This window comes from Listeria aquatica FSL S10-1188 (genome assembly GCF_000525795.1).
Lineage (GTDB): Bacteria > Bacillota > Bacilli > Lactobacillales > Listeriaceae > Listeria > Listeria aquatica.
In genome coordinates this window covers 39,962-64,477 of sequence record NZ_AOCG01000006.1, presented here as the reverse complement: position 1 = coordinate 64,477, position 24,516 = coordinate 39,962, and the positions used below count along the sequence as shown (strand labels likewise).

Annotated in this window: 24 protein-coding genes and 1 pseudogene; 23 read left to right on the top strand and 2 right to left on the bottom strand. The window is 41.2% G+C overall.

Annotated features, from left to right (window positions below):
- The first annotated feature begins 444 nt into the window (after window positions 1-444).
- From MAQA_RS16565 to MAQA_RS04230, 8 genes are all read left to right on the top strand, one after another.
- On the top strand, window positions 445-516 hold the full coding sequence (locus tag MAQA_RS16565) for a hypothetical protein (protein ID WP_420911932.1): 72 nt from the start codon (window positions 445-447) through the stop codon (window positions 514-516).
- A 55-nt stretch (window positions 517-571) separates the two neighbouring features.
- Complete coding sequence (locus MAQA_RS04255; RefSeq protein WP_241463084.1) at window positions 572-1,228, top strand: PRD domain-containing protein; 657 nt, start codon at window positions 572-574, stop codon at window positions 1,226-1,228.
- A gap of 104 nt (window positions 1,229-1,332) precedes the next feature.
- Window positions 1,333-3,270: a beta-glucoside-specific PTS transporter subunit IIABC gene (locus tag MAQA_RS04250; protein ID WP_036072161.1), complete on the top strand. Its 1,938-nt coding sequence runs from the start codon at window positions 1,333-1,335 to the stop codon at window positions 3,268-3,270.
- A gap of 21 nt (window positions 3,271-3,291) precedes the next feature.
- A complete protein-coding gene (locus MAQA_RS04245; RefSeq protein WP_036071711.1) occupies window positions 3,292-4,773 on the top strand; it encodes a sulfatase family protein in 1,482 nt (493 codons plus the stop codon).
- Between the two features lie 37 nt (window positions 4,774-4,810).
- Complete coding sequence (locus tag MAQA_RS15290; protein ID WP_241463083.1) at window positions 4,811-5,206, top strand: radical SAM protein; 396 nt, start codon at window positions 4,811-4,813, stop codon at window positions 5,204-5,206.
- On the top strand, window positions 5,124-5,927 hold the full coding sequence (locus tag MAQA_RS04240) for an SPASM domain-containing protein (protein WP_241463082.1): 804 nt from the start codon (window positions 5,124-5,126) through the stop codon (window positions 5,925-5,927). Before MAQA_RS15290 ends, MAQA_RS04240 begins: the two co-directional genes overlap by 83 nt.
- The gene (locus tag MAQA_RS04235; protein ID WP_241463081.1) at window positions 5,903-6,706 is read left to right on the top strand and encodes a sulfite exporter TauE/SafE family protein; all 804 of its coding nucleotides are present in this window, start codon (window positions 5,903-5,905) and stop codon (window positions 6,704-6,706) included. The genes MAQA_RS04240 and MAQA_RS04235 overlap by 25 nt, the downstream gene beginning before the upstream one ends.
- A gap of 12 nt (window positions 6,707-6,718) precedes the next feature.
- Window positions 6,719-7,576, top strand: coding sequence for a formylglycine-generating enzyme family protein (locus MAQA_RS04230; protein WP_036071709.1), 858 nt, complete (start codon window positions 6,719-6,721; stop codon window positions 7,574-7,576).
- A 105-nt stretch (window positions 7,577-7,681) separates the two neighbouring features.
- Here MAQA_RS04230 and MAQA_RS04225 read toward each other — a convergent pair whose 3' ends face one another.
- Together MAQA_RS04225 and MAQA_RS16040 are read right to left on the bottom strand one after the other, a co-directional pair.
- Window positions 7,682-8,737, bottom strand: a complete 1,056-nt coding sequence (locus tag MAQA_RS04225) for an MATE family efflux transporter (protein ID WP_277619937.1) — start codon at window positions 8,735-8,737, stop codon at window positions 7,682-7,684.
- A gap of 10 nt (window positions 8,738-8,747) precedes the next feature.
- Window positions 8,748-9,026, bottom strand: coding sequence for an MATE family efflux transporter (locus tag MAQA_RS16040; RefSeq protein ID WP_277619936.1), 279 nt, complete (start codon window positions 9,024-9,026; stop codon window positions 8,748-8,750).
- A 148-nt stretch (window positions 9,027-9,174) separates the two neighbouring features.
- On the opposite strand from MAQA_RS16040, the pseudogene MAQA_RS04220 reads away from it, so the two are divergent.
- The 15 genes and pseudogenes from MAQA_RS04220 (at window position 9,175) to pyrE (ending at window position 24,448) form a co-directional block, all read left to right on the top strand.
- A pseudogene (locus tag MAQA_RS04220) lies at window positions 9,175-10,469 on the top strand (NCS2 family permease).
- A gap of 64 nt (window positions 10,470-10,533) precedes the next feature.
- The gene (lspA, locus tag MAQA_RS04215) at window positions 10,534-10,992 is read left to right on the top strand and encodes a signal peptidase II (protein WP_036071706.1); all 459 of its coding nucleotides are present in this window, start codon (window positions 10,534-10,536) and stop codon (window positions 10,990-10,992) included.
- Between the two features lie 4 nt (window positions 10,993-10,996).
- Window positions 10,997-11,902 (top strand): RluA family pseudouridine synthase, encoded by a 906-nt coding sequence (locus tag MAQA_RS04210; protein WP_036071703.1) that lies wholly within the window; start codon window positions 10,997-10,999, stop codon window positions 11,900-11,902.
- Between the two features lie 285 nt (window positions 11,903-12,187).
- Window positions 12,188-12,319, top strand: coding sequence for a hypothetical protein (locus MAQA_RS16035; RefSeq protein WP_277619935.1), 132 nt, complete (start codon window positions 12,188-12,190; stop codon window positions 12,317-12,319).
- 37 nt (window positions 12,320-12,356) lie between these two features.
- The gene (locus tag MAQA_RS13560) at window positions 12,357-12,707 is read left to right on the top strand and encodes a P-loop NTPase family protein (RefSeq protein ID WP_052008459.1); all 351 of its coding nucleotides are present in this window, start codon (window positions 12,357-12,359) and stop codon (window positions 12,705-12,707) included.
- 190 nt (window positions 12,708-12,897) lie between these two features.
- Window positions 12,898-13,446 carry a bifunctional pyr operon transcriptional regulator/uracil phosphoribosyltransferase PyrR gene (gene pyrR, locus MAQA_RS04200; protein ID WP_036071700.1) on the top strand — a complete coding sequence of 183 codons (549 nt, stop codon included), beginning with the start codon at window positions 12,898-12,900 and terminating at the stop codon, window positions 13,444-13,446.
- Between the two features lie 153 nt (window positions 13,447-13,599).
- Window positions 13,600-14,886 carry a solute carrier family 23 protein gene (locus MAQA_RS04195; protein ID WP_036071697.1) on the top strand — a complete coding sequence of 429 codons (1,287 nt, stop codon included), beginning with the start codon at window positions 13,600-13,602 and terminating at the stop codon, window positions 14,884-14,886.
- A 79-nt stretch (window positions 14,887-14,965) separates the two neighbouring features.
- A complete protein-coding gene (locus MAQA_RS04190) occupies window positions 14,966-15,883 on the top strand; it encodes an aspartate carbamoyltransferase catalytic subunit (protein WP_036071694.1) in 918 nt (305 codons plus the stop codon).
- A complete protein-coding gene (locus tag MAQA_RS04185) occupies window positions 15,870-17,147 on the top strand; it encodes a dihydroorotase (RefSeq protein WP_036071692.1) in 1,278 nt (425 codons plus the stop codon). Before MAQA_RS04190 ends, MAQA_RS04185 begins: the two co-directional genes overlap by 14 nt.
- Window positions 17,144-18,244 (top strand): carbamoyl phosphate synthase small subunit, encoded by a 1,101-nt coding sequence (locus tag MAQA_RS04180; RefSeq protein ID WP_036071690.1) that lies wholly within the window; start codon window positions 17,144-17,146, stop codon window positions 18,242-18,244. Before MAQA_RS04185 ends, MAQA_RS04180 begins: the two co-directional genes overlap by 4 nt.
- Entirely contained in the window at window positions 18,237-21,422 is a 3,186-nt protein-coding gene (gene carB / locus MAQA_RS04175; protein ID WP_036071688.1) for a carbamoyl-phosphate synthase large subunit, read from the top strand. The genes MAQA_RS04180 and carB overlap by 8 nt, the downstream gene beginning before the upstream one ends.
- 26 nt (window positions 21,423-21,448) lie before the next feature.
- A complete protein-coding gene (locus MAQA_RS04170; RefSeq protein ID WP_036071685.1) occupies window positions 21,449-22,210 on the top strand; it encodes a dihydroorotate dehydrogenase electron transfer subunit in 762 nt (253 codons plus the stop codon).
- Entirely contained in the window at window positions 22,207-23,121 is a 915-nt protein-coding gene (locus MAQA_RS04165; RefSeq protein WP_036071682.1) for a dihydroorotate dehydrogenase, read from the top strand. Before MAQA_RS04170 ends, MAQA_RS04165 begins: the two co-directional genes overlap by 4 nt.
- The gene (gene pyrF / locus MAQA_RS04160) at window positions 23,118-23,825 is read left to right on the top strand and encodes an orotidine-5'-phosphate decarboxylase (RefSeq protein WP_036071680.1); all 708 of its coding nucleotides are present in this window, start codon (window positions 23,118-23,120) and stop codon (window positions 23,823-23,825) included. The genes MAQA_RS04165 and pyrF overlap by 4 nt, the downstream gene beginning before the upstream one ends.
- Window positions 23,822-24,448, top strand: coding sequence for an orotate phosphoribosyltransferase (gene pyrE, locus MAQA_RS04155; protein WP_036071677.1), 627 nt, complete (start codon window positions 23,822-23,824; stop codon window positions 24,446-24,448). The genes pyrF and pyrE overlap by 4 nt, the downstream gene beginning before the upstream one ends.
- Window positions 24,449-24,516 lie beyond the last annotated feature (68 nt).

Genomic DNA, 24,516 nt, shown 5'->3' with positions numbered 1-24,516 from the left:
TTGGACTTATCACTTTTACTATTTTGCTCAGAAAGAAATAGCACAAGACAAACCAATTTTTATTTCATGTTTTTATTCAATAGTCTTTTATAGTCGATAGAGAACGCCTTTCAAAAATGAAGGTGAACGCTAATCAAAAGGAGACATCTTTTTTAGAGATGCTAAAAGAAGTTGTTTTTTATCCATACAGCTGTTCGTAAATAATAAGGGATAGTAACAAATAGGGATAATGATTTTTTTAAATTAAGCGTTTACAAAAAATCGACCATGTGCTATACTTAATTTGTGTTACAGGGTAGTTACTGAATTTGAATTTATCAGGCTATACCTTAATAAGTTATCATTTTCTTAAACAAGAAGATGGGCTTATTGGGGTATAGCTTTTTTTGGAGGGAGAGGAGGTATAATTGCGAATAAAAAAAAATTTTAAATAATAATGCAGTTTTGGTTGCAAAGGAAGGAAAAGACTTCATTTGGATCGGAACAGGATTAGGCTTTAAAAAAAAGGCCCGGTGACGAAGCGGACTCGACCAAAATTGAAAGAACTTTTGTTTTAGATGAAGCGCGATCTATGCATCGCTTTTCGGAACTGCTCCAAAATATATCAGTTGAATATGCTTCGATCGCAGATGACATTATTCGTTTTGCTAAGAGCAAAATCAAGTACGAATTAAGTGATACGATTTATATTTCACTAACAGACCATATTAGTAATTTGGTAGCGCTCATGAAAGAAGGCTTACAAATTCCAAATCAACTAACATGGGAAATAAAAAAATTTTATCCGGTGGAATATGCGGTTGGAAACTATGCCTTGTCTTTAATTAAAGACAAGATTCATATACAGCCCGAAGAATATGAAGCAGGAAATATTGCTCTTCACTTTATTAATGCGCAGATCATTAAAAGTGGTGAGCAGGTTGAAGATATTCAGAAGTTGACGGAGAAAATTAGGGACATCGTTACGATCATCCGGATTCACAATAAAACAGAGATTGATGAGAATAGTATTGCTTTCGATCGCTTTGTTACTCATCTCCGTTTCTTTTTTAAACGAGTCGATTCTATGGAAAAAGATGCTGGAAATCCGTTGCTCGTACATGTGGTTGAAAAGTATCCTGCCGCCTATGAAACCGCAAAATTAATAGAAAACTATTTAAAAATAACACTGTATGACAATGAATTACTTTATTTAACGCTCCATATTCAAAAATTAATAGAGAATTAATTAGGTGTTACTGGTGATGCAGGCAATACTAATTAGAGGCTAGGTTATTGGCTTCTATTGGTATTGTCTTTTTTTGTTGAAGAAAATGAGAAAGGATGAGAATGTTGAAGTATAAAGAACTCGTGAGTAAATTGTTAGTTGAAATTGGTGGAAAAGAAAATATAGCCAGTTTAACGCACTGTGTAACAAGGCTTCGTTTTAAATTGAAAGATGAAAATAAAGCACAGACTGATAAAATTAAGGCCATTAAAGGAGTCGTTACAGTTATCCAAAGTGGAGGACAATATCAGGTTGTCATTGGAAACCACGTTCCTGAAGTTTATCAAGAATTTATGGAGTATGCAGGACTTAGCGATGAAAGTTCGTCTTCAGAGGGAGAATCAGAGAAAAAAGGTTTGTTTAATCGTTTTATTGATATGATTTCAAGCATATTTACTCCTGTTTTGGGTTTACTTGCGGCAACAGGGATGATTAAAGGGCTAAATGTACTATTTGTATCTTTAGGTCTATTTACGAAGGATTCAGGAACGTTTCAAATTTTACAAGCTGCTGGGGATTGCTTTTTCTACTTTTTCCCCATTTTCTTGGGTTACACAGCAGCAAAGAAATTTGGTTTAACTCCTTTTCTTGGAATGGCAATTGGTGCAGCACTCGTATATCCAGCACTTGCAACATTTACAGCAGGAAAAGAACCGCTATACACTCTTTTCCAAGGAACTATTTTCGAGGCTCCAATCTACATTACTTTTTTAGGGATTCCAGTGATTTTAATGAGTTATAGTTCTAGTGTTATTCCTATTGTAATTTCAACCTATTTTGCTGCTAAAGTAGAAAGATTCCTTAAAAAAATAACGCCTAGTGTTGTTAAAAGTTTCTTAGTTCCCTTTTTGACAGTCATTCTTATGGTTCCCCTTACTTACTTGATTATTGGTCCTATTGCAACTTGGATTGGTAATTTATTAGGTGCTGCGGCTCTAGGAATTTATAATTTTAATCCGATCATTGCGGGTCTTTTTGTTGGAGGACTCTGGCAAGTACTCGTTATGTTTGGTTTGCACTGGGGAGTTATACCAATTGCCATTAATAATATTTCCGTATTAGGATATGATCCAGTTATGGTACTTGGAATGGCTACTCCTTTTGCAACAGCGGCTGCGGTGCTTTCGATTGTTATTCGTTCGAAAAATAAATCTGTACGCGCTATTGGTATCCCAGCATTTATCTCGAGTTTATTTGGGGTGTCTGAACCTTCACTTTATGGTGTGACTTTACCAAGGAAGAAACCGTTTATCGTTACACTTGTGGCTTCTGCTGTAGGTGGGGCTATTATGGGATTTTTTGGTACGAAAAACTATATTATTGGTGGCATGGGAATATTTGGGATTCCCAATTATATAAATCCTGATACTGGCATGAATAGCGCCTTTTTTGGAGCCTTATTAGCTATTTTGGTTGCCTTTATCATTAGTTTTGTTTTGACTATGACAAAGTTAGGATATGATCCAACCGCGGATATAGCAGCTGAAAAAGAGGAGTCACAGGAACAAAATGAGGAAGAGTTGGAACCAAAAGAGTTATTGGAAACGTTGCATCTTGAATCTCCCATTCAAGGAGAAATTCTTCCACTCTCTTCCATTAAAGATCCAGCTTTTTCAGAAGGGTTATTAGGGAAAGGGATAGCAGTTAGACCAACTGAAGGAAAAGTATATGCAGTGGCAGATGGAACGGTTGAAACACTTTTTCCAACAAAACATGCTATCGGTCTAAAGCTAGAGAACGGTGTTGAAATACTGATTCATATTGGCATGGATACAGTAAATCTTGGAGGTCGTTATTTTGACGCTAAAGTGAAACAAGGAGATCAAGTGAAAAAAGGGGATTTGCTGATTGAATTTGATCTGAACAAATTAGTTGAAGAAGGTTATTCAGTAGAAACTCCAGTTATCATTACAAACAGCGATCAATATCTGGATGTGATTTCGAGTCAAGAAAGCCATGAACCTGATTTAAATCCAAATGTTGTTTTAAGTATTGTGAAATAAAATTAGAAAGAAGGAAATGAAATGCGAGCTGTCATGGTTATGTTTGACACACTTACGCGAGACTTTCTTCCAAATTACGGAAATGATTGGGTAAAAGCCCCAAACTTTGACAAGTTAAGAGAAAAAACGATTACATTTGATAACTTTTATGGAGGAAGTATGCCGTGTATGCCTGCTAGAAGGGAATTGCACACGGGGCGTTATAATTTTATGCACCGGATGTGGGGCCAACTAGAACCCTTTGATCACTCAGTTTTTGAAGTTTTACAGAAGAATGGAGTTTATTGTCATCTTGTAACAGATCACTCTCATTATTTTGAAGACGGTGGCGCCACCTATCATAATCGCTATTCTACGTGGGAAGGGTTCAGGGGACAGGAAGGAGATCGGTGGGTACCGAGAAAGAATCGACAAGAAGAGAATACGAATCCTTTAAACAAAACTGGGATTTCTGCTGAACAACATTATGCGAATCGAACAAGGCAGAGAAATGTGGAAGAAATGTCAAGTGTTAAAACAGTGGAAGCAGGAATTGAATTTTTAAAAACTTATCAAGAAGAAGATAATTGGTTTTTACAAATTGAATGCTTCGATCCGCATGAGCCTTTTTATGTTCCAGATGAGTTTCGAAAGCTTTACGAAAACAATCCAGGGAAAAATCCATTTTTTTGGCCTAGATATGGTCGTACAGATGATTCTATAAGTGCTGAGGCGCTTTTGGAACTTCGAAATGAATATGCAGCTTTAATCTCCTTGTGTGACCAAAACTTAGGGAAACTACTTCAATTTTTTGACCAACAGAATATGTGGGAAGATACACTTATCATAATTAATACGGATCATGGTTTCTTGCTTGGGGAGCATAATTGGCTTGGAAAAAATATAGCGCCAATGTACGAAGAAATTATTCACCTTCCTTTCTTTTTAAGCCACCCGGATTTGGAAAAAGGGAAGCGCTCGACAATGCTTAGTCAAACCATTGATTTACCTGCAACATTGCTTGATTTTTTTGAGATAGACAATCAGTTGGATATGGATGGAAAATCGATAATTGGGGCACTGAAAAAAGAGCCTTCCGTACATGAAAACCATAGAGAGATCATTTTTGGAACAAATGGAGGGCATGTTAATATCTTTGATGGTCGTTATGTTTATATGCGCGCATCTGTGCATCCTTCCAATGGACCTGTCACCATTCAAACGCTAAATTTTGCTCAAATGAGGGGTTTTATAAAAAAAGAAATTCTTGATCAGATGCGCTTAAAAGAAGGTAATCGATTTACGAATCAATACCCCTATGCAGAACTTGAAGTTTCAACGTTTATTGATTCTTATTCCACTGGACACTTATTGTTTGATCTTGAAAAAGATAAAGCACAAGAAGAGCCGCTGGATAATCCGGAAATTGAAGAAAAAATGATTCAAAAACTTTTTGAAGTTATGAAAAAAATTGAAGCACCGAAAAGCGAATTTGTTCGTCTCGGACTGGAAAATTATTTATAAATTTACAGGAAATGAAAGCAGAATTGAGGAAGTAACTATGAAGCATGTTTCAGTTTTAATTAAGCCGGCCTCTTCTTTATGTAATATTCGGTGTAAATATTGTTTTTATACAGATGTTAGCTCACTTCGAGAGGTCAAGTCTTATGGTAAAATGTCTCTTGAAACTGCAGAAAAAATGATTGCGAATATTTTTATAGATTTAGAAGAGGGAGATCATTTGACACTTAATTTTCAAGGCGGTGAACCAACGCTTGCAGGACTTTCCTATTTTGAGTTCATTGTTAGAGCAGTGAACGAGCAAATGAAGAAAGTGAAAGTTTGTTATGCCATACAAACGAATGGATTGCTGATTGATAGAACGTGGTGTGATTTTCTTAAAAAAAAACCAATTTTTAGTGGGGCTTTCTTTAGACGGTACAAAGGAACTGCATGATAAAAATCGAGTGGATCCGAAAGAAAAAGGTACTTTTTCTAAAGTAATGGAAGTAAAGAACTTGTTTGAAGAATATCAAATTGACTATAACATACTTTGTGTATTAACTAGTGAATTGGCTAGTCAGCCTGAGCAAATCTATTCGTTTATCCAACAGAAGAATATTGGTTTTATTCAGTTTATCCCTTGTTTGCCAGATCTTTCTTTAAAATCACCAACGAAATATGCCTTGTCTCCAGAAGGATTTAAAAATTTCTATCTGTCCATTTTAGAACAATGGTTCATTGAATTGCATGAAGGAACATATCGAAGCATAAAACTGTTCGATGACCTTATTCATCTATTGGTAGATGGAGAAATTACTGCATGTGGAATACTAGGAGAATGTCAAATGCAGTATGTGATAGAAGCAGATGGAAGTGTTTATCCTTGTGATTTTTATGTGTTAGATACTTACCGACTGGGGTTTATTCAGGAGCTATCTATTCGGCAACTATTTAATCGTGGGATAACTAGTCCATTTATTTGCGAAAGAAAAAAGCGACCAAGTTTTTGTAGCAAATGTCCTTTCGAACAAATGTGTCTTGGGGGATGCAAAAGAATGAAGGATTGCATGTATGTGAATGAGGAAGAAAACATGTGTGGCTATCAATCCCTGCTCGAAGTTTTTATTCCACAAATAGATGAAATCTTGAAATGCTTAACACAGGTGAAAATATGACTGGGATTTTATATTTCTTCGTCATCATTTTCGCTAACATGGTGGGAGCCATTTCTGGAATGGGTGGAGGCGTCATCATTAAACCTATTTTAGATTTGATTGGTAGGCATTCGGTTGCTGCCATATCTTTTTATTCTTCCACAGCAGTTTTTACGATGGCTATTGTTTCTACTTTTCGTCAAATAAAAAGTGGCGGTATTCATTTGAATATGGTTCGTGTACTAAGCGTGTCTGGTGGTGCTATTGTTGGTGGCATTCTAGGGAATGTTTTATTTGATTATCTTTTAGGTTACTTTGGGAAAGGGGGTTCAGTTCAGCTCGTTCAAATTATATTGACGATTATCACGCTGGTTTTTGCATTTCTGTATTCAAGATATGAATGGAAAAGTTTCCATTTGCACCATTTGGGGTGGTATATTTTCTGTGGGATCATACTTGGCTTTTTAGCTAGTTTACTAGGAATTGGTGGGGGTCCAATCAATGTTTCCCTTCTCATGTTAATGTTTGCAATGCCCATTAAAGAAGCTGCAGTTTACTCGATCTGTACCATTCTTTTTTCGCAATTTGCAAAACTCACAACGATTGCTACCACCACAGGTTTTTTAATGTATGATTTATCCATGTTGTTTTTTGTTATCCCAGCTGCTTTTCTTGGCGGATTATTAGGGGCAAAAATCAGCAATATTCTCTCTCCAGATAAAGTAACAATTGTTTTTCAAAGTGTTATTCTAGTTGTTTTGTTGATCAATATCTATAATGGTTGGCTATTATTAAAATAAGGAAGTGATGGCTTGATTTCTATAGCAAAGGGAAGTTATAAAATTGGAACAGATGCTAAAGAAGGTTTTGAATTTGATCAAGAAGGTCCTCAAATAACAGTTGAATTGCCTGCCTTTTATATAGATGCAACCACAGTCACTAATCAAGAATTTCAAGAATTTGTTCAGGATACAAACTATGTGACAGATGCAGAAAAATTTGGTTCCTCATTTGTATTTCATTACTTTTTAGACGAAGAAACAAAACAAATCAGTAAAAAAATAAATCAATTAAGTTGGTGGTTTGAGGTAGCTGGCGCAAACTGGAAACACCCAGCAGGACCGAATTCCTCGATTAGGGAAAAAATGGATCATCCAGTAGTACAGGTTTCTAGAAATGATGCCATTGCATTCAGTAATTGGGCCGGAAAGAGACTTCCTACAGAAGCGGAATGGGAAGTTGCAGCAAAAGGTGGTACGGATAGAGAACGTTATCCTTGGGGAGAAGATTTTTTACAAAATGGGACATATCACTGTAACATTTGGCAAGGAGATTTTCCGCTTGAAAATGAGGGGTTGGATGGTTATATGGATACTGCTCCTGTTCAAACGTATGAGCCGAATTTGTATGGTTGCTATCAAATGATCGGAAATGTTTGGGAATGGTGCTTAAATCCTGCTAGAATCAGTTTGAACGAATTTAATCATTATTCAGCAAATCGCTTTTGGAAAAATTTTCAAAGAAAAGATGATCAAATGTATGCGATTCGAGGTGGATCCTTTTTATGCCACCAATCTTACTGTAAGCGATATCGAATCGCGGCTCGTAATGGCAATTCCGGAATGTCCGCAAGTAACAATTTAGGTTTTAGATGTGCAAAAAATGGTTAAATGAAAAACTTCATTTCATTGAAACCTATTTTGTGTGTTTTAAGATAAAAGACCTCGAAAACACTTTTTTCGAGGTCTTTTTAGAATGAAAGAATGCTGAGCTTTTCAAAATGTATAATTCTTTTCGGTATAGCGAACACGAATCGAAAGAATAAAAGCAGCAGTGAAAAGTCCTGTACTGAGTCCGATCCAAAAGCCATAAGCGCCAAGTGAGCTATAGGATAAGAAAATCCCAACAGGAAGACCAACAATCCAGTAAGAGATGAAAGCAACAACTGAAGTGATGGCGACATCTTTATAGCCACGAAGCGCTCCAAGTACTGGTGAGAGGAGAGCATCAGCAAACTGGAATAAAATAGCATATAGTAAAAAGTGTGTGATCAAAGGAATTAAGTTTCCATCACTGGAGTAGAAGCCTGCTACTTGATCCCGGAAAAAGAAAAGGAGAGTACCGTTTAGCGTTCCTATAAAAATGGCTGTGATCATTCCTATATGGCGGTAAGCTTTAGCGCCATCAATCCGCTTTGCACCGGTTTCAAAACCAACAAGAATCGTAAGTGAACTTGCGATGCTGAGGGGGGAAGGCGTAAAGCAATGTACTAACACTGTTTGCTGACTGATGAGCAGCGAAATATCTGTGCCAAAACGACTCATTAAGATGGTGACTGCGGAGAATATACCCGTCTCGAATAAAATCGTTAGACCATTTGGAATGCCGATTTTAAGGATTTCCTTGATTTTTTGGAAGGAAGGTACGGATGGTTTACTGAAAATTTGAAAGTGCCGAATTTTACGGTGTGTCTCAATCAGCAAAATGGAAACGAGCAAAACAAGCCAATAGGTAATTCCTGTTGCATAGCCGCTTCCAGCACCTCCAAGTTCAGGGAAGCCAAAGTTTCCAAAAATGAGAAGGTAATTAAGTAAGATATTAACGGGGACGGTTGCAAGTGTAATCACCATACTGACTCGCGTTAAGCCTAGTGAATCAATAAAAGAACGCAACACAGCCGACAGGAAAAAAGCTGGAAGTCCAATAGAAATTCCTGTCAGAAAATGCCTTGCCGTCGATGTAACAGTGTCATTCAAGTGCATGTGTGTCAAAAGAATCGGAACTAGAAAAAGATTTATAAGGATGAGGATAAAAGCAATAATCAATGCCACATAAATACCATTATGAACGGTGGCTTTTACTTTTTTTGTCTTGTTTAGCGCCGATAAGTTGTGAAACGATTGGAGTAATAGCCATAAGAAACCCGGTCAAACTCGCGTTAACAGGGGACCAAAGTGAGCTTCCGATCGCAACTCCAGCAAGCGCTGTGCTTGAATAATGCCCACTCATTGTTGTATCAAAGAAAGTCATTGAAAAAAGAGCTAATTGTGTGATGACAATTGGAAAAAAGATGATGAAAAATTGTTTCCATTTTTCGAAATAACTACTTGCCTGCTGCATGAATTTCCCTCCCTAACGCAAGAATTATAGCACAGAATGACGCCTTTAGGAGAATTTACTTTTAACTATTTTTCTGCTATAATGGGAAGCCGTGACAAGGCGTATCCTTGTGGGCTGGGAGAGGGACAATTTTATATAGAGGTTATTTATGAAGAAACAACTCGATCGGATTTTTCAGTTAAGAGAGGAAAAAACTTCGATCAAACAAGAGCTTTTAGCAGGCGTTATTGGCTTTTTTTACTGTTGTTTACATCATCGCAGTTAATAGTTCTATTTTAGCGGAAGCAGGAATGAGTCAAGAAGGTGTTGCACTTGCTACGATTTTGATTTCTGCGATTGGCTGTATCTTAATGGGTTTTTGGGCTAATTTGCCGCTCATCTTAATGCCAGGTATGGGAATCAATGCGCTTTTTACGTATAGTCTTGTTCAAGGCGCAGGTCTTTCATTTGAACAAGCCCTGGCTGTTGTATGCGTATCAGGCGTGCTTTTCATGATACTCACCTTTACGCCACTTGCACAGCTTTTGAATGAGGCCATTCCGCTCATTTTAAAGCAAGCTATTACAGTAGGGCTCGGTCTTTTTTTTGATTTTTCTTGGACTGGAAAAAGGAAAAGTTATCGTTCGAGGCTCACACGCTATTTTAGAACTCGGGGCATTAAATGACAAGTTCGTCCTTGCAACTTTGTTAACGCTTCTTGTGACGATGATTCTTATTATCCGCAAGATTCCCGGTGCCTTTTTAATTAGTTTACTTCTAGGAACTGGGATTGGCTATTTATTTGGCGTAAATGGTTCATTCACTGGTGCTGCTTCGCTCAGTTTTGAGCCGTTAAAAAAGGTTTTCATGCAAATGGATTTTAGCGGAGTGACAGATGTTGCATTTTGGAGCGGTGTGTTTTCACTCACGATGGTCGTTGTGTTTGAAACGGTTGGATTAACATTTGGTCAAACTCGCCAGCTTGGGCACGAAAAGCGATTAGGAAAAGTGCTGCAAACAAGTTCCGTCATGGTATTTCTTTCCGGGATATTTGGGACAAGTCCAACGGTTTCGGCGCTTGAAAGTGGTTCGATGTCTGCGAGCGGTGCTAAAACGGGCCTAGCTTCTATTACAGCAGGACTGCTCTTTTTATCCGCCTTTTTCTTGATGCCATTTCTAGCGGTCATCCCTGGAAGTGCGGTTGCACCAATTTTGATTGTGATCGGGATGTCGATGGTGCAAGAAGTGCGCGAAATGAAATTCGAAAACGAAGCTGATATTTTTGCCTCGCTTTTGATCATTGTTTTCATACCGTTTACGTATAGCATTGCAGATGGAATCGCGGCAGGATTTGTCGCTTATCCCATTTTAAATGCGTTTGTAAAACGAAAAGAAAAAGTATCACGCATCTTGTATGTGATTGCAGCTTTATTTTTACTGCAGTTTATCATACAATGGATATAACACTACTTGAAAGGCTGCCCGAATCAAGCGGAGCAGTCTTTCTTTTGAAAAGAGGGACACACTTATGTATTATTATTTGATCACACTTCTTATTCTTATTTTGGATCAAGCGACGAAGTGGATTGTGATTTCGCAGATGGAAATTGGAGAAAAAATCACGGTGATCCCGGGTTTTTTATATTGGCTGAGTTACCGGAATAACGGTGCTGCGTGGAGCATTTTAGAAGGTAAAATGTGGCTCTTTTATATCATTACCGTTGTGGTCTGTGTGGCTATTATTTATATTATGGCGAAATATGCCAAAGGAAAACCACTTTTTTCCATTAGTTTGGCGCTTATTTTAGGAGGAGCGCTTGGCAATTTTATCGACCGGATTCTTCACAAAGAAGTGGTGGATTTTGTTTCAACGGTTTGGGGAAACTATCATTTCCCAATTTTTAATTTAGCGGATGCCTCACTTTCTATAGGTGTTGTTCTGATGCTGATTTACATTGTTTTAGACGATCGGAAAACGAAAGGGTAATCGAATGACTAAAAAAATCGTGCAAGTTGAAGAAAATTTAAACGGGGAACGTTTGGATAAGGCACTTTCGACTTTGACAGGCGAGAGCCGTTCGCTTGTTCAAGTGCTCATAAAAAAACAAGCGGTTCTTGTTAATGGTGAAAAAACAAAAGCGAATTATAAGGTGAAAGCTGGCGATGAGCTGAGCTATGAAATGGAAGAACCTGAAGAGCTTTCTGTTACTCCAGAAAACATTCCACTGGATATTTATTATGAAGATGCAGATGTCTTAGTGGTCAATAAGCCGCAGGGCATGGTGGTCCATCCATCAGCCGGTCATAGCACAGGAACGCTTGTTAATGCGCTACTTTACCATTGTACGGATCTTTCAGGGATTAATGGTGTCGTTCGGCCTGGCATTGTGCACCGGATCGACAAAGATACATCAGGCTTACTGATGGTCGCTAAAAATGACATCGCCCATGAGTCGCTTTCTGAACAGTTAAAAGCCAAAACGAGTGACCGCATTTATCTCGCACTTGTTCATGGTGATATCAAACATCAAAAAGGAACGATTGAAGCGCCGATTGGTCGAGCAAAAGAAGACCGCAAGAAAATGGCTGTAGTGGCGGATGGGAAAGAAGCGCGCACCCATTTCGAAGTGCTTGAACGTTTCGGGGATTATACCCTTGTGAAGTGCGAGCTCGACACTGGACGGACGCACCAAATCCGGGTCCACATGAAATACATTGGTCACCCGCTTGCAGGCGATCCAAAATATGGGCCCAAAAATACGCTAGCAGGAAACGGGCAGTTTCTGCACGCAAGCGAACTTGGATTCCTTCATCCGAGAACAGGGGAGGCTTTGCATTTTAAAGCCCCACTGCCGAAAATCTTTGAAGAAACATTAGAAAAGCTACGTGAAGAGTAAAAAAGAGCCAAATAAAAAACCATTCTTTTCCTCATTAAAAGAATGGTTTTTATGTTTCACTTGGTACAAAGCATCTTTTTTCGTTTTCGTCGCACGCGTTCTAAGATCAAGTGCCGCGTAAGGGCTGCGCTTGATTTCGGGATTAAGCAAGCCTTCACGAACACGCTTTTCACGCTTTTTTTTTGGCTTTTGATTTCGACATCAGCCATTCCTCCTTTTCTCAAACAATATAGAGGATAATACCACAGTGCTACATATTTAGCAATGAAAGAAAAGAGGGTCGCTATGAAAATTTGGATTATAGGTTCAGTTGCGAGCGGAAAAACGACACTCGCAAAAGAGTTACAAAAAGAGCTTGGCATTCCATATCATGAACTGGATGTTTTTGTGCACGGAACAAGCGAAAAAAAGTGCTAAGCGCTCCAAAGACTAGCAGTGGCAACAAATTAAAGAAATGGATAAGGCAGGAAACTGGATTGTGGAAGGGACTTACCGGGAATCTTACCACGATTTATTTACCTTAGCGGATGAGATAGTCTTTTTGGACCCACCGCTTGCGCTAAGAAGAAAACGTATCTTCATGCGGTACTTCAAACAAAAATGCAAACTTGAAAAAAGTCGTTATACCCCTAGCCTAAAAATGCTTCGAGCTATGTGCCACTGGACAAGTGAATTTGAAGCGAACCGGTCGAAGTTTTTACAACTGCTAGAAGAGCATGCAAATAGTTTTATAATAATTAAAAACCCATCTGAACTAGATGCCTTTGTTTGGAATCTAAAAACAAGGCAAGAAAAAAATGCCTAAAAATGATTGACAACAGCTTTATTTTCAGGTAAGCTTGTATCAATTGAAAAGATCCTTTAAATGTAGTCCAGAGAGGCTGAAAAGGTTAACGCTCATTTTGGAGAAGGTTCTCCATTTTAATTCGTGAGGTACGTCTATACCCTTTGCCGCTTTGGCAAAGGTTTTTTTTGTATCAAAGAGGAGGTTCCTTATGACAAATCAAGTTGTTGTGATGGACGGAGCAGCAATTACGCGGGCGCTTACTCGAGTGAGCTATGAAATTCTTGAGCGAAACAAAGGCACTGAGAATTTAGCGATCATCGGGATTAAGACACGCGGGATTTACCTAGCGAAACGAATTAAAGATCGGATTGATTCAATTGAAGGAACAGACGTACCGATTGGAAGTGTTGATATCGCACTTTACAGGGACGATCTTAGCTTCAAAAACGAAACCACCAAAGAACCCTCTGTAAATGGTTCAGAGATTCCTTTCTCGCTGGAAGGAAAACGAGTTGTGCTGGTTGATGATGTACTTTACACGGGGAGAACAGTGCGTGCCGCAATGGATGCACTGATGGATATTGGCAGACCGGATCAAATCAGCTTGGCTGTGCTTGCAGATCGTGGGCACCGGGAATTACCCATCCGAGCAGATTTCGTCGGGAAGAACGTCCCTACTTCCAAAGGGGAACGCATCGAAGTCCACTTGGAAGAAGTTGACGGCGCAGAAGATGCTGTCTTTATCTTAAAACCTTAAAAATCGCATACACCACTTTTTAATTGCAGTCCAGAGAGGCAGCGAAGAGTGTATCCATTTTCTAAAGAAAGCGTAGCTAGCTTTCCTTTGGGGGATTTATAAACTCTTCGCAACTTATTGCGAAGAGTTTTTTTGTAGAAGGGAGAATTTATAATGACAGAACAGCAAAACACAGCTTCAAAACCAGTACTTGATATTCATGAAAAGCCGGCGTGGCACCGGTGGATTATTTTAAGCATTCAACATCTTTTCACAATGTTTGGCTCAACGATTTTTGTTCCAAGCGTAACCGGGATGAGCCCAGGGGTGGCACTTGTTTCAAGTGGACTTGGGACCCTCGCTTACCTGCTTATCACACGCGGCAAGATTCCAGCTTATTTAGGCTCATCGTTTGCCTTCATACAGCCGCTTAGCATGTTCATTATGGAAGAACATTCCCCCGGATCCGTCATGGTCGGAACGTTCTCTGTAGGGGTAGTTTACGCTATTATCTCGTTGATTGTTTATTATGCCGGCGTAGACTGGATTCAAAAAGTCTTACCACCAGTTGTTGTTGGACCTGTCATTATGGTTATCGGTCTTAGCCTTGCACCAAGTGCCGCAAACATGGCAATGGGAACAAGCGCTGACATTGCGGACTATAGCTTCCGTTCTGTTGCTGTCGCGTTAATTACGCTTGCTGGAGCAATTATTGCTATGATGTTCTTTAAGGGATTCCTTGGGCTCGTTCCCATTTTGTTTGGTTTCTTTGTGGGCTACATCGCGAGCATTCCGTTTGGACTCGTTGATTTCACACTCGTTAAACAAGCCAGCCTCTTCCAAATTCCAGATTTCACGATTCCATTTTTGGATGCTGATCCGGTCGTAACCTTGACCGTGATTATCAGTATGGCGCCACTTGCTTTTGTTACGATGGCTGAGCACATGGGGCACCAACTTGTTTTAAATAAAATTACGAATCGTAACTTCTTTAAAGATCCAGGCTTACATCGTTCCTTGCTGGGTGATGGAACTGCATCGATCATCGCGTCGCTTGTCGGAGGTCCGCCAGTTACGACATATGGGGAAAATATTGGTGTACTTGCGATCACACGTGTCTACAGCGTATTTGTGATCGGCGGTGCTGCGGTATTCGCGATTTTGTTTGGCTTTATCGGCTACATCAATGCAATTATCACTTCCGTCCCACAAGCGGTGCTTGGTGGAATTTCCTTCCTACTTTTCGGCGTTATCGCTTCAAGTGGACTGCGAATGATGATCGATAACAAAATTGATTTAAATATTAACCGGAACTTAATTATTACATCCGTCGTTCTTGTAATCGGAATCGGTGGCTTTTTCGTCCAAATCAATTCAGTGAAAATCACTGGAATGGCGATGGCCGCTGTTGTTGGTATTATTCTCAACTTAATTATTCCTGAGAAAAAGAACGCAAAATGAGTTCATAAGGCCTCTTTTAGACCCTCTAAAAGAGGCGTTTTACTAACTGAATTAAATCTGTAGAAAGTTGGGATGCAAAATGAAACGTTTAGTATCAATGGAAGAACTATCACTTGGAGACATTGAAAACCTTCTTACACGTGCCGCAGCCTTTAAAAACGGAGAAAAAGCAACGATTGACGCCGGTCATTTTATCGTCAATATGTTTTTTGAACCAAGCACAAGAACACACTATAGTTTCGAAGTAGCCGAGCGGAAATTAGGATTTGAAGTGCTGAGTTTTGAGGCGAGTGAATCAAGTGTGACAAAAGGCGAGACCCTTTACGATACCCTCCTCACCATGCAAGCGCTTGGCGTTGAAGCTGCCGTTGTGAGGCATCCCGATGAAAAATTCTACGACGAACTTAACGATCTTGACATTGCAATTATTAGTGGCGGAGACGGTTGCGGGGAACATCCCAGTCAGTGTTTGCTAGACTTGTTTACTATTAAAGAACAATTTGGAAGCTTTGCAGGCTTGAAAGTAGCCATCGCCGGTGACATCTTACATAGCCGCGTAGCCAACTCTAATATGCGAGTGCTCAAACGACTCGGCGCAGAAATTTATTTTGCAGGACCAAAAGAATGGTTTGATGAAGAATCGCTAGCTTATGGAACCTACTTGACAATGGACGAAGCAGCGCAACAAGTAGATGTCATGATGCTACTTCGAGTGCAACATGAGCGGCACCAAAATGGAGCGATAGGGTTTCAAAAGGAAGACTATCATGAACGCTTCGGTTTAACTGAAAAGCGCGCCCAAATGCTGAAACAAGAGGCTATTATTATGCACCCTAGCCCAGTAAATCGAGACGTAGAAATTGCGGACTCGCTCGTTGAATCCAAGCAATCTCGGATTGTAGAGCAAATGACAAATGGCGTTTTTGTAAGGATGGCCATTCTAGAAACCATATTAAACGGAAAGCGTAAAGGAGCGGAAAAACATGTATTTAATTAAAAATGGACACATTTTAAGCGAAACAGGGGAACAAATTCAGCAAGACATTTTAGTGGAAGATGGGAAAATCATCAAAATCGCCTCTCATATCGATAAGCCTGAGGCAGAATCTTTTGATGCTGCTCGGAAGCTTGTCACCCCCGGATTTATTGATGTACATGTTCATTTACGCGAACCAGGCGGTGAACACAAAGAAACGATTGAAACGGGAACAAACGCCGCTGCAAGAGGGGGCTACACAACAATTTGCGCAATGCCCAATACGAAGCCAGTTCCTGATTCCCCTGAAATCATGACAAAACTTGTAGACCGAATTAAGGAAACCGCCAAGGTGCGAGTCCTTCCATATGCCTCCATTACAAAGGCACTGGGAACGGAAGAATTAGTTGATTTTCGTGGCTTAAAAGAAGCAGGCGCATTTGCATTTACAGATGATGGCGTTGGGGTGCAGTTAGCTGGAACAATGTATGAAGCAATGCTTGAAGCTTCTAAACTAGATATGGCTGTTGTTGCGCACTGCGAAGATAATTCGCTCGTCTATGGTGGCGTGGTTCATGACGGCTCCTTTGCTAAGAGTGAAGGCCTTAAGGGGATTCCAAACATTGCGGAATCCGTCCAAATTGCGCGCGATGTGCTTTTAGCAGAAGCAGCTAACTGTCACTATCACGTTTGTCACATCTCCACAAAAGAATCCGTTCGCGTCGTCCGAGATGCTAAGCGAGCAGGAATTCGTGTGACGGCTGAAGTTTCACCGCATCATTTACTTTTAAATGAAGAAGATATTCCGGGAAATATTGGAAACTGGAAAATGAACCCACCACTGCGAAGCAAAATCGATCAAGACGCTTTGATTGAGGGACTAGAAGATGGAACCATTGATTTCATCGCCACTGATCATGCTCCTCATGCAACCGCAGAAAAGGACGTTCCTATGCAAGAAGCGTCGTTTGGAATTGTCGGATTAGAAACAGCTTTTCCGCTTTTATATACGCACTTTGTGAAAACAGGAAAGTGGACGCTAAAACAGCTTGTGGACTGGATGACAATTAAACCGGCTAAAGCTTTCAAGTTGCCATTTGGCGAATTAAAATTAGGCGAAGCGGCTGACTTAACAGTACTTGACCTTGAAAAAGAGCAAGCCATTGATCCTAATCAATTTGCATCAAAAGGAAAAAATACGCCCTTTACTGGCGTTAAATGCGTAGGCTATCCAGTACTCACGTTATTTGAAGGAAAAGTCGTTTATAAGGGGGAAGTAAAATGAAAAAAAGAATTTTACTACTAGAAGACGGGACACACTTCATAGGCGACGCAATCGGAGCGGACAAAGAGACAGTCGGGGAAGTCGTTTTTAATACAGGGATGACAGGCTATCAGGAAACGATCACAGATCCATCGTATTACGGACAGATGATTACTTTTACGTATCCGCTTGTTGGAAATTATGGAATTAACCGCGACGATTTTGAATCCATTCAACCCGTTGTAAAAGGAGTAATCGTTCGAGAAGCTGCTAGGAACCCGTCCAATTGGCGAGAACAAATGACACTCGATGAATTCCTAAAAGAAAAAGATGTTCCGGGTATTGCTGGTATCGATACTCGCAAATTAACAAAAATGATTCGACAAGAAGGAACCCTTAAAGGACTTCTTGCTCCTTACGAAAATGAGACGGATAAAGAAAAGTTGCTCCATCATTTACGATCGGTTCGATTAAGTACAAGTCAAGTTGCTGAAGTCTCATCTTCCAAGCCATTTATCAGCCCAGGCGAAGGAAAACGCGTTGTCCTTGTTGATTTTGGTGTCAAAGGTTCCATCTTAAAAGAACTCAACAAGCGCAATTGCCATGTCACCGTTGTGCCGTATAACACGAGCGCTGCTGAAATCTTGAATCTTCATCCAGATGGTGTCATGCTTTCAAACGGGCCCGGGGATCCAAAAGATGTGCCAGAAGCTATCGAAATGGTAAAAGGCATTCAAGGAATTGTTCCGCTCTTTGGCATTTGCCTCGGGCACCAACTATTCGCACTTGCAAACGGAGCAGATACATTCAAAATGAAATTCGGGCACCGCGGTGCTAACCATCCAGTTAAAGAACTCGCAAGCGGTCGCGTGGACTTCACTGCACAAAATCACGGCTATTCAGTGGAGCAAGACTCGGTTCAAAATAGCGATCTTGTTGTGACTCACGTGGAATTAAATGACGGCACAATCGAAGGACTAGCACATGCTGAATACCCAGCTTATACCGTGCAGTACCATCCAGAAGCGAATCCGGGACCAGGCGATGTGAATTATTTATTTGATCAATTTATGGAAATGATGGATTTAGAACGGGAAGGACGGGTGGATCATGCCTAAAAGAACAGATATTGAAACAATTCTTGTTATCGGATCGGGACCAATTGTCATTGGACAAGCTGCTGAGTTTGACTATGCAGGAACACAAGCGTGCCTAAGTTTAAAAGAAGAAGGATACCGGGTCGTTCTTGTCAACTCTAATCCAGCGACGATTATGACGGATGCTGAAATGGCAGATAAGGTTTATATCGAACCGATCACACTAGACTTTGTCTCTCGAATCATTCGAAAAGAGCGACCTTCAGCCATTTTACCCACACTAGGTGGACAGACAGGGCTTAATATGGCGATGGAACTAGCTCGAGCTGGCATTTTAGAAGAAATGAATGTCGAAGTCCTTGGAACAGATTTAAGAGCGATCCAAAAAGCGGAAGATCGCGAAGAATTTCGGAACTTAATGAATGAGCTCGGGGAACCCGTCCCAGAAAGTGAAATCATTCATTCCCTTGAAGAAGCACATCAGTTTGTTTCGGAAATCGGCTACCCTGTCATTGTTCGCCCTGCTTATACACTTGGCGGGTCTGGCGGCGGGATTTGCCATAACGATACAGAACTCGAAGAAATTGTTGCAAGTGGCTTGAAACTTAGCCCCGTGACACAGTGTCTACTCGAACGGAGTATAGCGGGTTTTAAAGAAATCGAATATGAAGTGATGCGCGATGCAAATGATAATGTGATGGTCGTCTGCAACATGGAAAATATCGACCCAGTCGGTGTACATACAGGCGATTCCATTGTCGTTGCACCTAGTCAAACCCTTTCAGACCGAGAATATCAAATGTTGCGTGATGTCTCGCTTCGAATCATTCGCGCGCTTGAAATTGAAGGAGGTTGTAACGTCCAACTTGCCCTTGATCCAAACAGCTATGAGTATTATGTGATCGAAGTGAATCCGCGAGTTAGCAGAAGCTCGGCCCTTGCTTCAAAAGCAACAGGTTATCCGATTGCAAAACTAGCGGCTAAAATTGCGGTGGGGCTTACACTGGATGAAATCAAAAACCCGGTAACAGGGACAACTTACGCTCATTTTGAACCAACACTAGACTATGTGGTGGCGAAAATTCCTCGCTTCCCATTTGATAAATTTGAATCCGGAGATCGTCGCCTTGGAACGCAAATGAAAGCGACAGGCGAAGTCATGGCGATTGGACGAAACTGGGAAGAGGCGCTCTTAAAAGCAGTTCGCTCACTTGAAATCGGCTGTGACCACTTGTACCTTGAAGAAGCAGAACAGGCAACAGATGAAGTGCGTGACCGTAAGATTCGCTTTCCTGAGGATGACCGCTTGTTTTTCCTTGCAGCGGCTCTCCGGAAAGGAGAAAGTGTCACAAGCTTGCACGATAAAACGAAAATTGATTTATTTTTCTTGCACAGCTTTGAAAAAATCATTAAGACAGAAAGATTGCTCGAAGAACAAAATGGTGAGGCGAGCACACTTTATGAAGCGAAGCGCCTCGGCTTTTCCGACGCCTTTCTTGCTCGTCTGTTAGGAGAAACGGAAGACGAGATCTATCAAAAACGCAAACAGCTAGGAATTTGGCCGGTTTTCAAAATGGTGGATACTTGCGCCGCCGAGTTTGAATCCACAACGCCTTACTTCTACAGCAGCTATGAAGAAGAAAATGAATCGCTGCGCTCAGAAAAAGAAAGTGTTATCGTGCTTGGCTCTGGCCCCATTCGGATCGGACAAGGCGTCGAATTCGACTATGCGACCGTTCATTCCGTGTGGGCGATTAAGCAGGCCGGTTATGAAGCCATCATCATTAATAACAATCCAGAAACGGTTTCAACGGATTTCTCGATTTCCGACAAACTTTATTTCGAGCCGCTCACACTAGAAGATGTGATGCATGTGATTGAACTTGAACAGCCACGTGGCGTCATCGTGCAATTTGGCGGGCAAACTGCAATCAACCTCGCTGAAGGCCTAGAAGCGCGCGGAGTGAAAATCCTTGGAACCAGCCTTAGAGACATTGACCGCGCGGAAAACCGAGATGAATTTGAAAAAGCCTTGTATGAACTGAATATCCCACAACCAGCCGGAAAAACCGCAACATCAGTAGACGGCGCTATCCAAGTAGCCACAGAAATTGGCTATCCTGTCCTTGTGCGCCCATCTTACGTACTCGGTGGTCGCGCCATGGAAATCGTCGAATCAGAAGAAGCCCTGCGCTACTATATGGATCATGCTGTGAAAGTCAATCCGAAGCATCCCGTTCTTGTTGACCGCTATCTTCAAGGTCAAGAAGTCGAAGTAGATGCCATTTGTGACGGCGATCATGTACTCATCCCAGGCATCATGGAACACATTGAACGTGCAGGTGTCCATTCAGGAGATTCGATTGCGGTTTATCCCGCGCAAAGCTTAAGCGCAGCAGTCAAGGAAACCATCACCGATTACACGACAAAGCTTGCCAAAGGGCTAGGCATCATAGGAATGCTTAACATTCAATACATCATTAGTGGCGAAGAAGTCTTTGTGATCGAAGTGAATCCGCGTTCTAGCCGGACAGCACCATTCTTAAGCAAAATCACGGACATCCCAATGGCAAATGTGGCCACTAAAGTGATCCTCGGCAAGACACTTCAAGAGCTTGGATACGAAGCCGGTTTGGCCAAAGAAAAATCCGAGATTTTCGTTAAAGTGCCGGTCTTCTCATTTGCGAAACTGCGCAGCGTCGATACCTCGCTCGGCCCAGAAATGAAGTCAACAGGAGAAGTTATGGGGAAAGATGCAACGCTTGAAAAAGCGCTCTATAAAGGTTTTGTCGCAAGCGGGACTAAAATGCCGGACTACGGAACAGTTCTTCTAACTGTGGCTGACCGTGATAAAGAAGAAGCAATCAAACTCGCAGAACGGTTCAACAAAATCGGCTTTACGATCATGGCAACGTCTGGAACAGCAAAATCTCTTGAAGATGCAGAAATTCCTGTCCAAGCAGTGAAAAAAATCGGAGAAAATCACGAAACTTTGATTGACTATATTCGTAACGGACAGATCACGCTTGTAGTTAATACAATGACAAGCGGGAAACGAAAGGAACGCGATGGCTTCCAAATTCGGCGGGAATCGGTGGAAAATGGAGTGGCAGTTTGTACCTCCCTTGATACTGCCGAAGCGATCTTACGAGTTTTAGAGTCGCGCTCCTTTGAGATTGAAGCAATAGAATCTGTTTAAAATAAGCAGGAAACGGTGGTTTTGAAATGAAGCTAGAAAAAATGCGTGTCATCAGTCAAAAAGAAATTGCCGATCAAGTGTTTGAACTTGTTCTAATGGGCGATTGCGTAGCAGAAATGGCGCCAGGTCAATTCTTGATGGTGCGCTCAAACCGAAGCGATTTGCTTTTACGTCGTCCGATAAGCATTGCTTCTTATGAAAAGGAAGAAGGAGTTTGTACGCTGATTTATCGAGCGCTCGGAGATGGCACAAAAGCTATGTCCGAGCTTCAAGCAGGAGAATTTGCCGATGTGATGGGGCCACTTGGGCATGGTTTCCCACTTGAATCACTTGCAGGTAAAGAAGTGTTTCTCATCGGAGGAGGAATTGGTGTTCCACCGCTTTATCAGCTGGGAAGAGAACTAGCACAACTTGGAGCAAAACCGATTTTCATCAATGGGTTTGAATCAGAAAAAGACATTTTTCTTGAAAAAAGGATGCAAGCGCTTGGAGATGTTTATATCAGCACAGTAGATGGTTCGTATGGGACAAAAGGGTTTGTGACAGATGTTACAGAAAAACTCACAACACAGCCAGCGCGGGTGTATAGTTGTGGACCGCTTGCCATGCTTAAAGCTGTAAAAGCCGCATTCCAAGAGTCACAAACTTTCCTTTCGCTTGAGGAGCGGATGGCATGTGGGATTGGTGCCTGCTATGCTTGTGTGTGCCAAGCTGAAGATGAAACAAAACAACAGTTCAAAATTTGTACAGATGGCCCAGTTTTCCGGGCAGACGAGGTGAAATTATGAACCGATTACAAGTAGAACTTCCTGGTCTCCATCTTAAAAATCCGATTATGCCGGCATCTGGCTGTTTTGGATTTGGTCGCGAGTACGCGGAACAATTTAATTTAAATAAGCTTGGCGCGATCATGGTCAAGGCTTGTACGCCTGAGCCACGCCTTGGCAATCCAACGCCTAGAATTGCAGAAACACCCAGTGGAATGCTAAATGCTATCGGGTTGCAAAATCCTGGACTCGACCGCATTATGGAGGTAGAACTCCCGTTTCTTGAAAAATTTGAAACACCCATCATCGCAAATGTTGCTGGAAAAACGGAAGAAGATTATGTCACCGTTTGCGCGCGAATCGGGGACAGTCCTGTTGTGAAAGCGATTGAACTTAATATTTCTTGTCCGAACGTAAAAGAAGGAGGCATCACTTTTGGGACTGATCCTGATGTGGCCTACCGTTTAACGAAGGCAGTGAAAGCCGTTGCGAAAGTTCCTGTTTATGTGAAATTAAGTCCTAATGTCACAGATATTGTTGCGATTGCACAGGCCATAGAAGCTGCGGGCGCTGACGGGTTTACGATGATCAATACATTACTTGGAATGCGAATTGATTTGAAAACACGAAAACCAATTATTGCCAACCAAACAGGAGGCCTTTCAGGACCTGCAATCAAGCCCGTTGCCATTCGAATGGTTCATGAGGTGCGGAATGCTTCTGCTTTACCAATTATCGGTATGGGTGGGGTGCAGACGGTCGATGATGTATTAGAATTTTTGATGGCCGGTGCAGATGCTGTTGCAGTTGGCACACTTAATTTTACGGATCCCCTCATCTGTCCAAAACTAATTGAAGCTTTACCCAAGCGGATGGATGAACTGGGCATTGACAAATTAACGGACCTGAAAAAGGAGCGAAATAAAGCATGAAAAACCAGCCAATTATAGCTTTGGACTTCAGAAATGCTCAAGAAGCAGAGGCTTTTTTAAACCTTTTTGAAAATGAACCGCTTGCCCTTAAAATCGGCATGGAGCTGTTTTTTTCAGAAGGACCTGAATTTGTTTTGAAATTAAAAGAAGCGGGACATTTTATCTTTCTCGATTTGAAACTTCACGATATTCCAAATACCGTTAAAAGTGCGATGCGTTCGCTTGCTAAACTTGGCGTTGACCTCGTAAATGTACACGCGGCAGGGGGCAAGCAAATGATGGTGGAGGCTCTAAATGGATTAAATGAAGGAACACCTAAAGGAAAGACACGTCCGAAGCTTATTGCCGTGACGCAATTAACGAGTACAAGTGAAGCGGAAATGCAGCAAGAACAACTTATTTCCGTCTCACTCGAAGACTCAGTTCTACACTATAGCAAACTTGCAGAAGAAGCAGGACTTGATGGGGTGGTTTGCTCTTCTTTTGAAGCGAAGAGCATTAAGAAGCATACGAATGAAGCTTTCTTATGCGTAACTCCGGGTATTCGACTAGACACTGATTCGAAAGATGATCAAAAGCGTGTAGTGACTCCGAAAGAAGCAAGAAAGCGTCAAGCGAGTGCGATCGTTGTAGGTCGCCCGATTACACGAGCAGAAAATCCAAAAGTCGCTTACGAGCGTGTATTAAAGGAGTGGGAAATTTGATAGCGAAACAAACTGCCGAACAATTACTTAAAATTAAAGCCGTATTTTTGCAACCGAACGATCCGTTTACATGGGCTTCAGGAATTCGGTCACCGATTTATTGTGATAACCGTCTAACACTAGGGTTTCCGGACATCCGCAAATTTATTGCGCTTAACTTAGCCAAAAAAATCAAACAGGAATTCCCAGGCTGTGAGGTTATAGCTGGAACGGCGACAGCAGGAATCCCACATGCCGCGTGGGTAAGTGACTTACTCGACTTACCAATGGTCTATGTTCGCGGTGAAGCTAAAAAACATGGAAAAGGGAACCAAATCGAAGGTCCAGTCCAAAAAGGACAAAAAGTGGTCGTTATTGAAGATTTAATTTCGACGGGTGGTAGTTCTTTAAAAGCAGTGGATGCACTGAAAGAAGCCGGCTGTGAAGTGCTTGGTATTGCTGCGATCTTCACATATGGATTAGAAGAAGGGGAAACTCGTTTTGCGCAAGCAGGCGTAAAGCTTGAGACGTTAACGGATTACGAAACACTCATTGAAGTGGCATGTGAAGAAGGTTATGTCACAGAAGCGGATATGAGTACCTTACGAGAATGGAAAAAAGATCCGACTGCATTCGGGAAATAAATTTCATGAAATAACTAAAAGTATTGCTAGTTTTTTGATATAATGCTAGTGATACTTTTTTTATTTTG

Bases quoted from the DNA above. Each gene is read 5' to 3' on its own strand.
- MAQA_RS04245 (WP_036071711.1), top strand. From the start codon at position 3,292: ATGCGAGCTGTCATGGTTATGTTTGACACACTTACGCGAGACTTTCTT.
- MAQA_RS04195 (WP_036071697.1), top strand. From the start codon at position 13,600: ATGACAGAACAGCAAAACACAGCTTCAAAACCAGTACTTGATATTCAT.
- MAQA_RS16040 (WP_277619936.1), bottom strand. From the start codon at position 9,026: ATGCAGCAGGCAAGTAGTTATTTCGAAAAATGGAAACAATTTTTCATC.
- MAQA_RS15290 (WP_241463083.1), top strand. From the start codon at position 4,811: ATGAAGCATGTTTCAGTTTTAATTAAGCCGGCCTCTTCTTTATGTAAT.
- carB (WP_036071688.1), top strand. From the start codon at position 18,237: ATGCCTAAAAGAACAGATATTGAAACAATTCTTGTTATCGGATCGGGA.
- MAQA_RS04185 (WP_036071692.1), top strand. From the start codon at position 15,870: ATGTATTTAATTAAAAATGGACACATTTTAAGCGAAACAGGGGAACAA.
- MAQA_RS04190 (WP_036071694.1), top strand. From the start codon at position 14,966: ATGAAACGTTTAGTATCAATGGAAGAACTATCACTTGGAGACATTGAA.
- MAQA_RS04235 (WP_241463081.1), top strand. From the start codon at position 5,903: ATGCTTAACACAGGTGAAAATATGACTGGGATTTTATATTTCTTCGTC.
- pyrF (WP_036071680.1), top strand. From the start codon at position 23,118: ATGAAAAACCAGCCAATTATAGCTTTGGACTTCAGAAATGCTCAAGAA.
- MAQA_RS04210 (WP_036071703.1), top strand. From the start codon at position 10,997: ATGACTAAAAAAATCGTGCAAGTTGAAGAAAATTTAAACGGGGAACGT.
- pyrR (WP_036071700.1), top strand. From the start codon at position 12,898: ATGACAAATCAAGTTGTTGTGATGGACGGAGCAGCAATTACGCGGGCG.
- MAQA_RS04165 (WP_036071682.1), top strand. From the start codon at position 22,207: ATGAACCGATTACAAGTAGAACTTCCTGGTCTCCATCTTAAAAATCCG.
- MAQA_RS16035 (WP_277619935.1), top strand. From the start codon at position 12,188: ATGAAAATTTGGATTATAGGTTCAGTTGCGAGCGGAAAAACGACACTC.
- MAQA_RS04180 (WP_036071690.1), top strand. From the start codon at position 17,144: ATGAAAAAAAGAATTTTACTACTAGAAGACGGGACACACTTCATAGGC.
- MAQA_RS13560 (WP_052008459.1), top strand. From the start codon at position 12,357: ATGGATAAGGCAGGAAACTGGATTGTGGAAGGGACTTACCGGGAATCT.
- MAQA_RS04255 (WP_241463084.1), top strand. From the start codon at position 572: ATGCATCGCTTTTCGGAACTGCTCCAAAATATATCAGTTGAATATGCT.
- MAQA_RS04170 (WP_036071685.1), top strand. From the start codon at position 21,449: ATGAAGCTAGAAAAAATGCGTGTCATCAGTCAAAAAGAAATTGCCGAT.
- lspA (WP_036071706.1), top strand. From the start codon at position 10,534: ATGTATTATTATTTGATCACACTTCTTATTCTTATTTTGGATCAAGCG.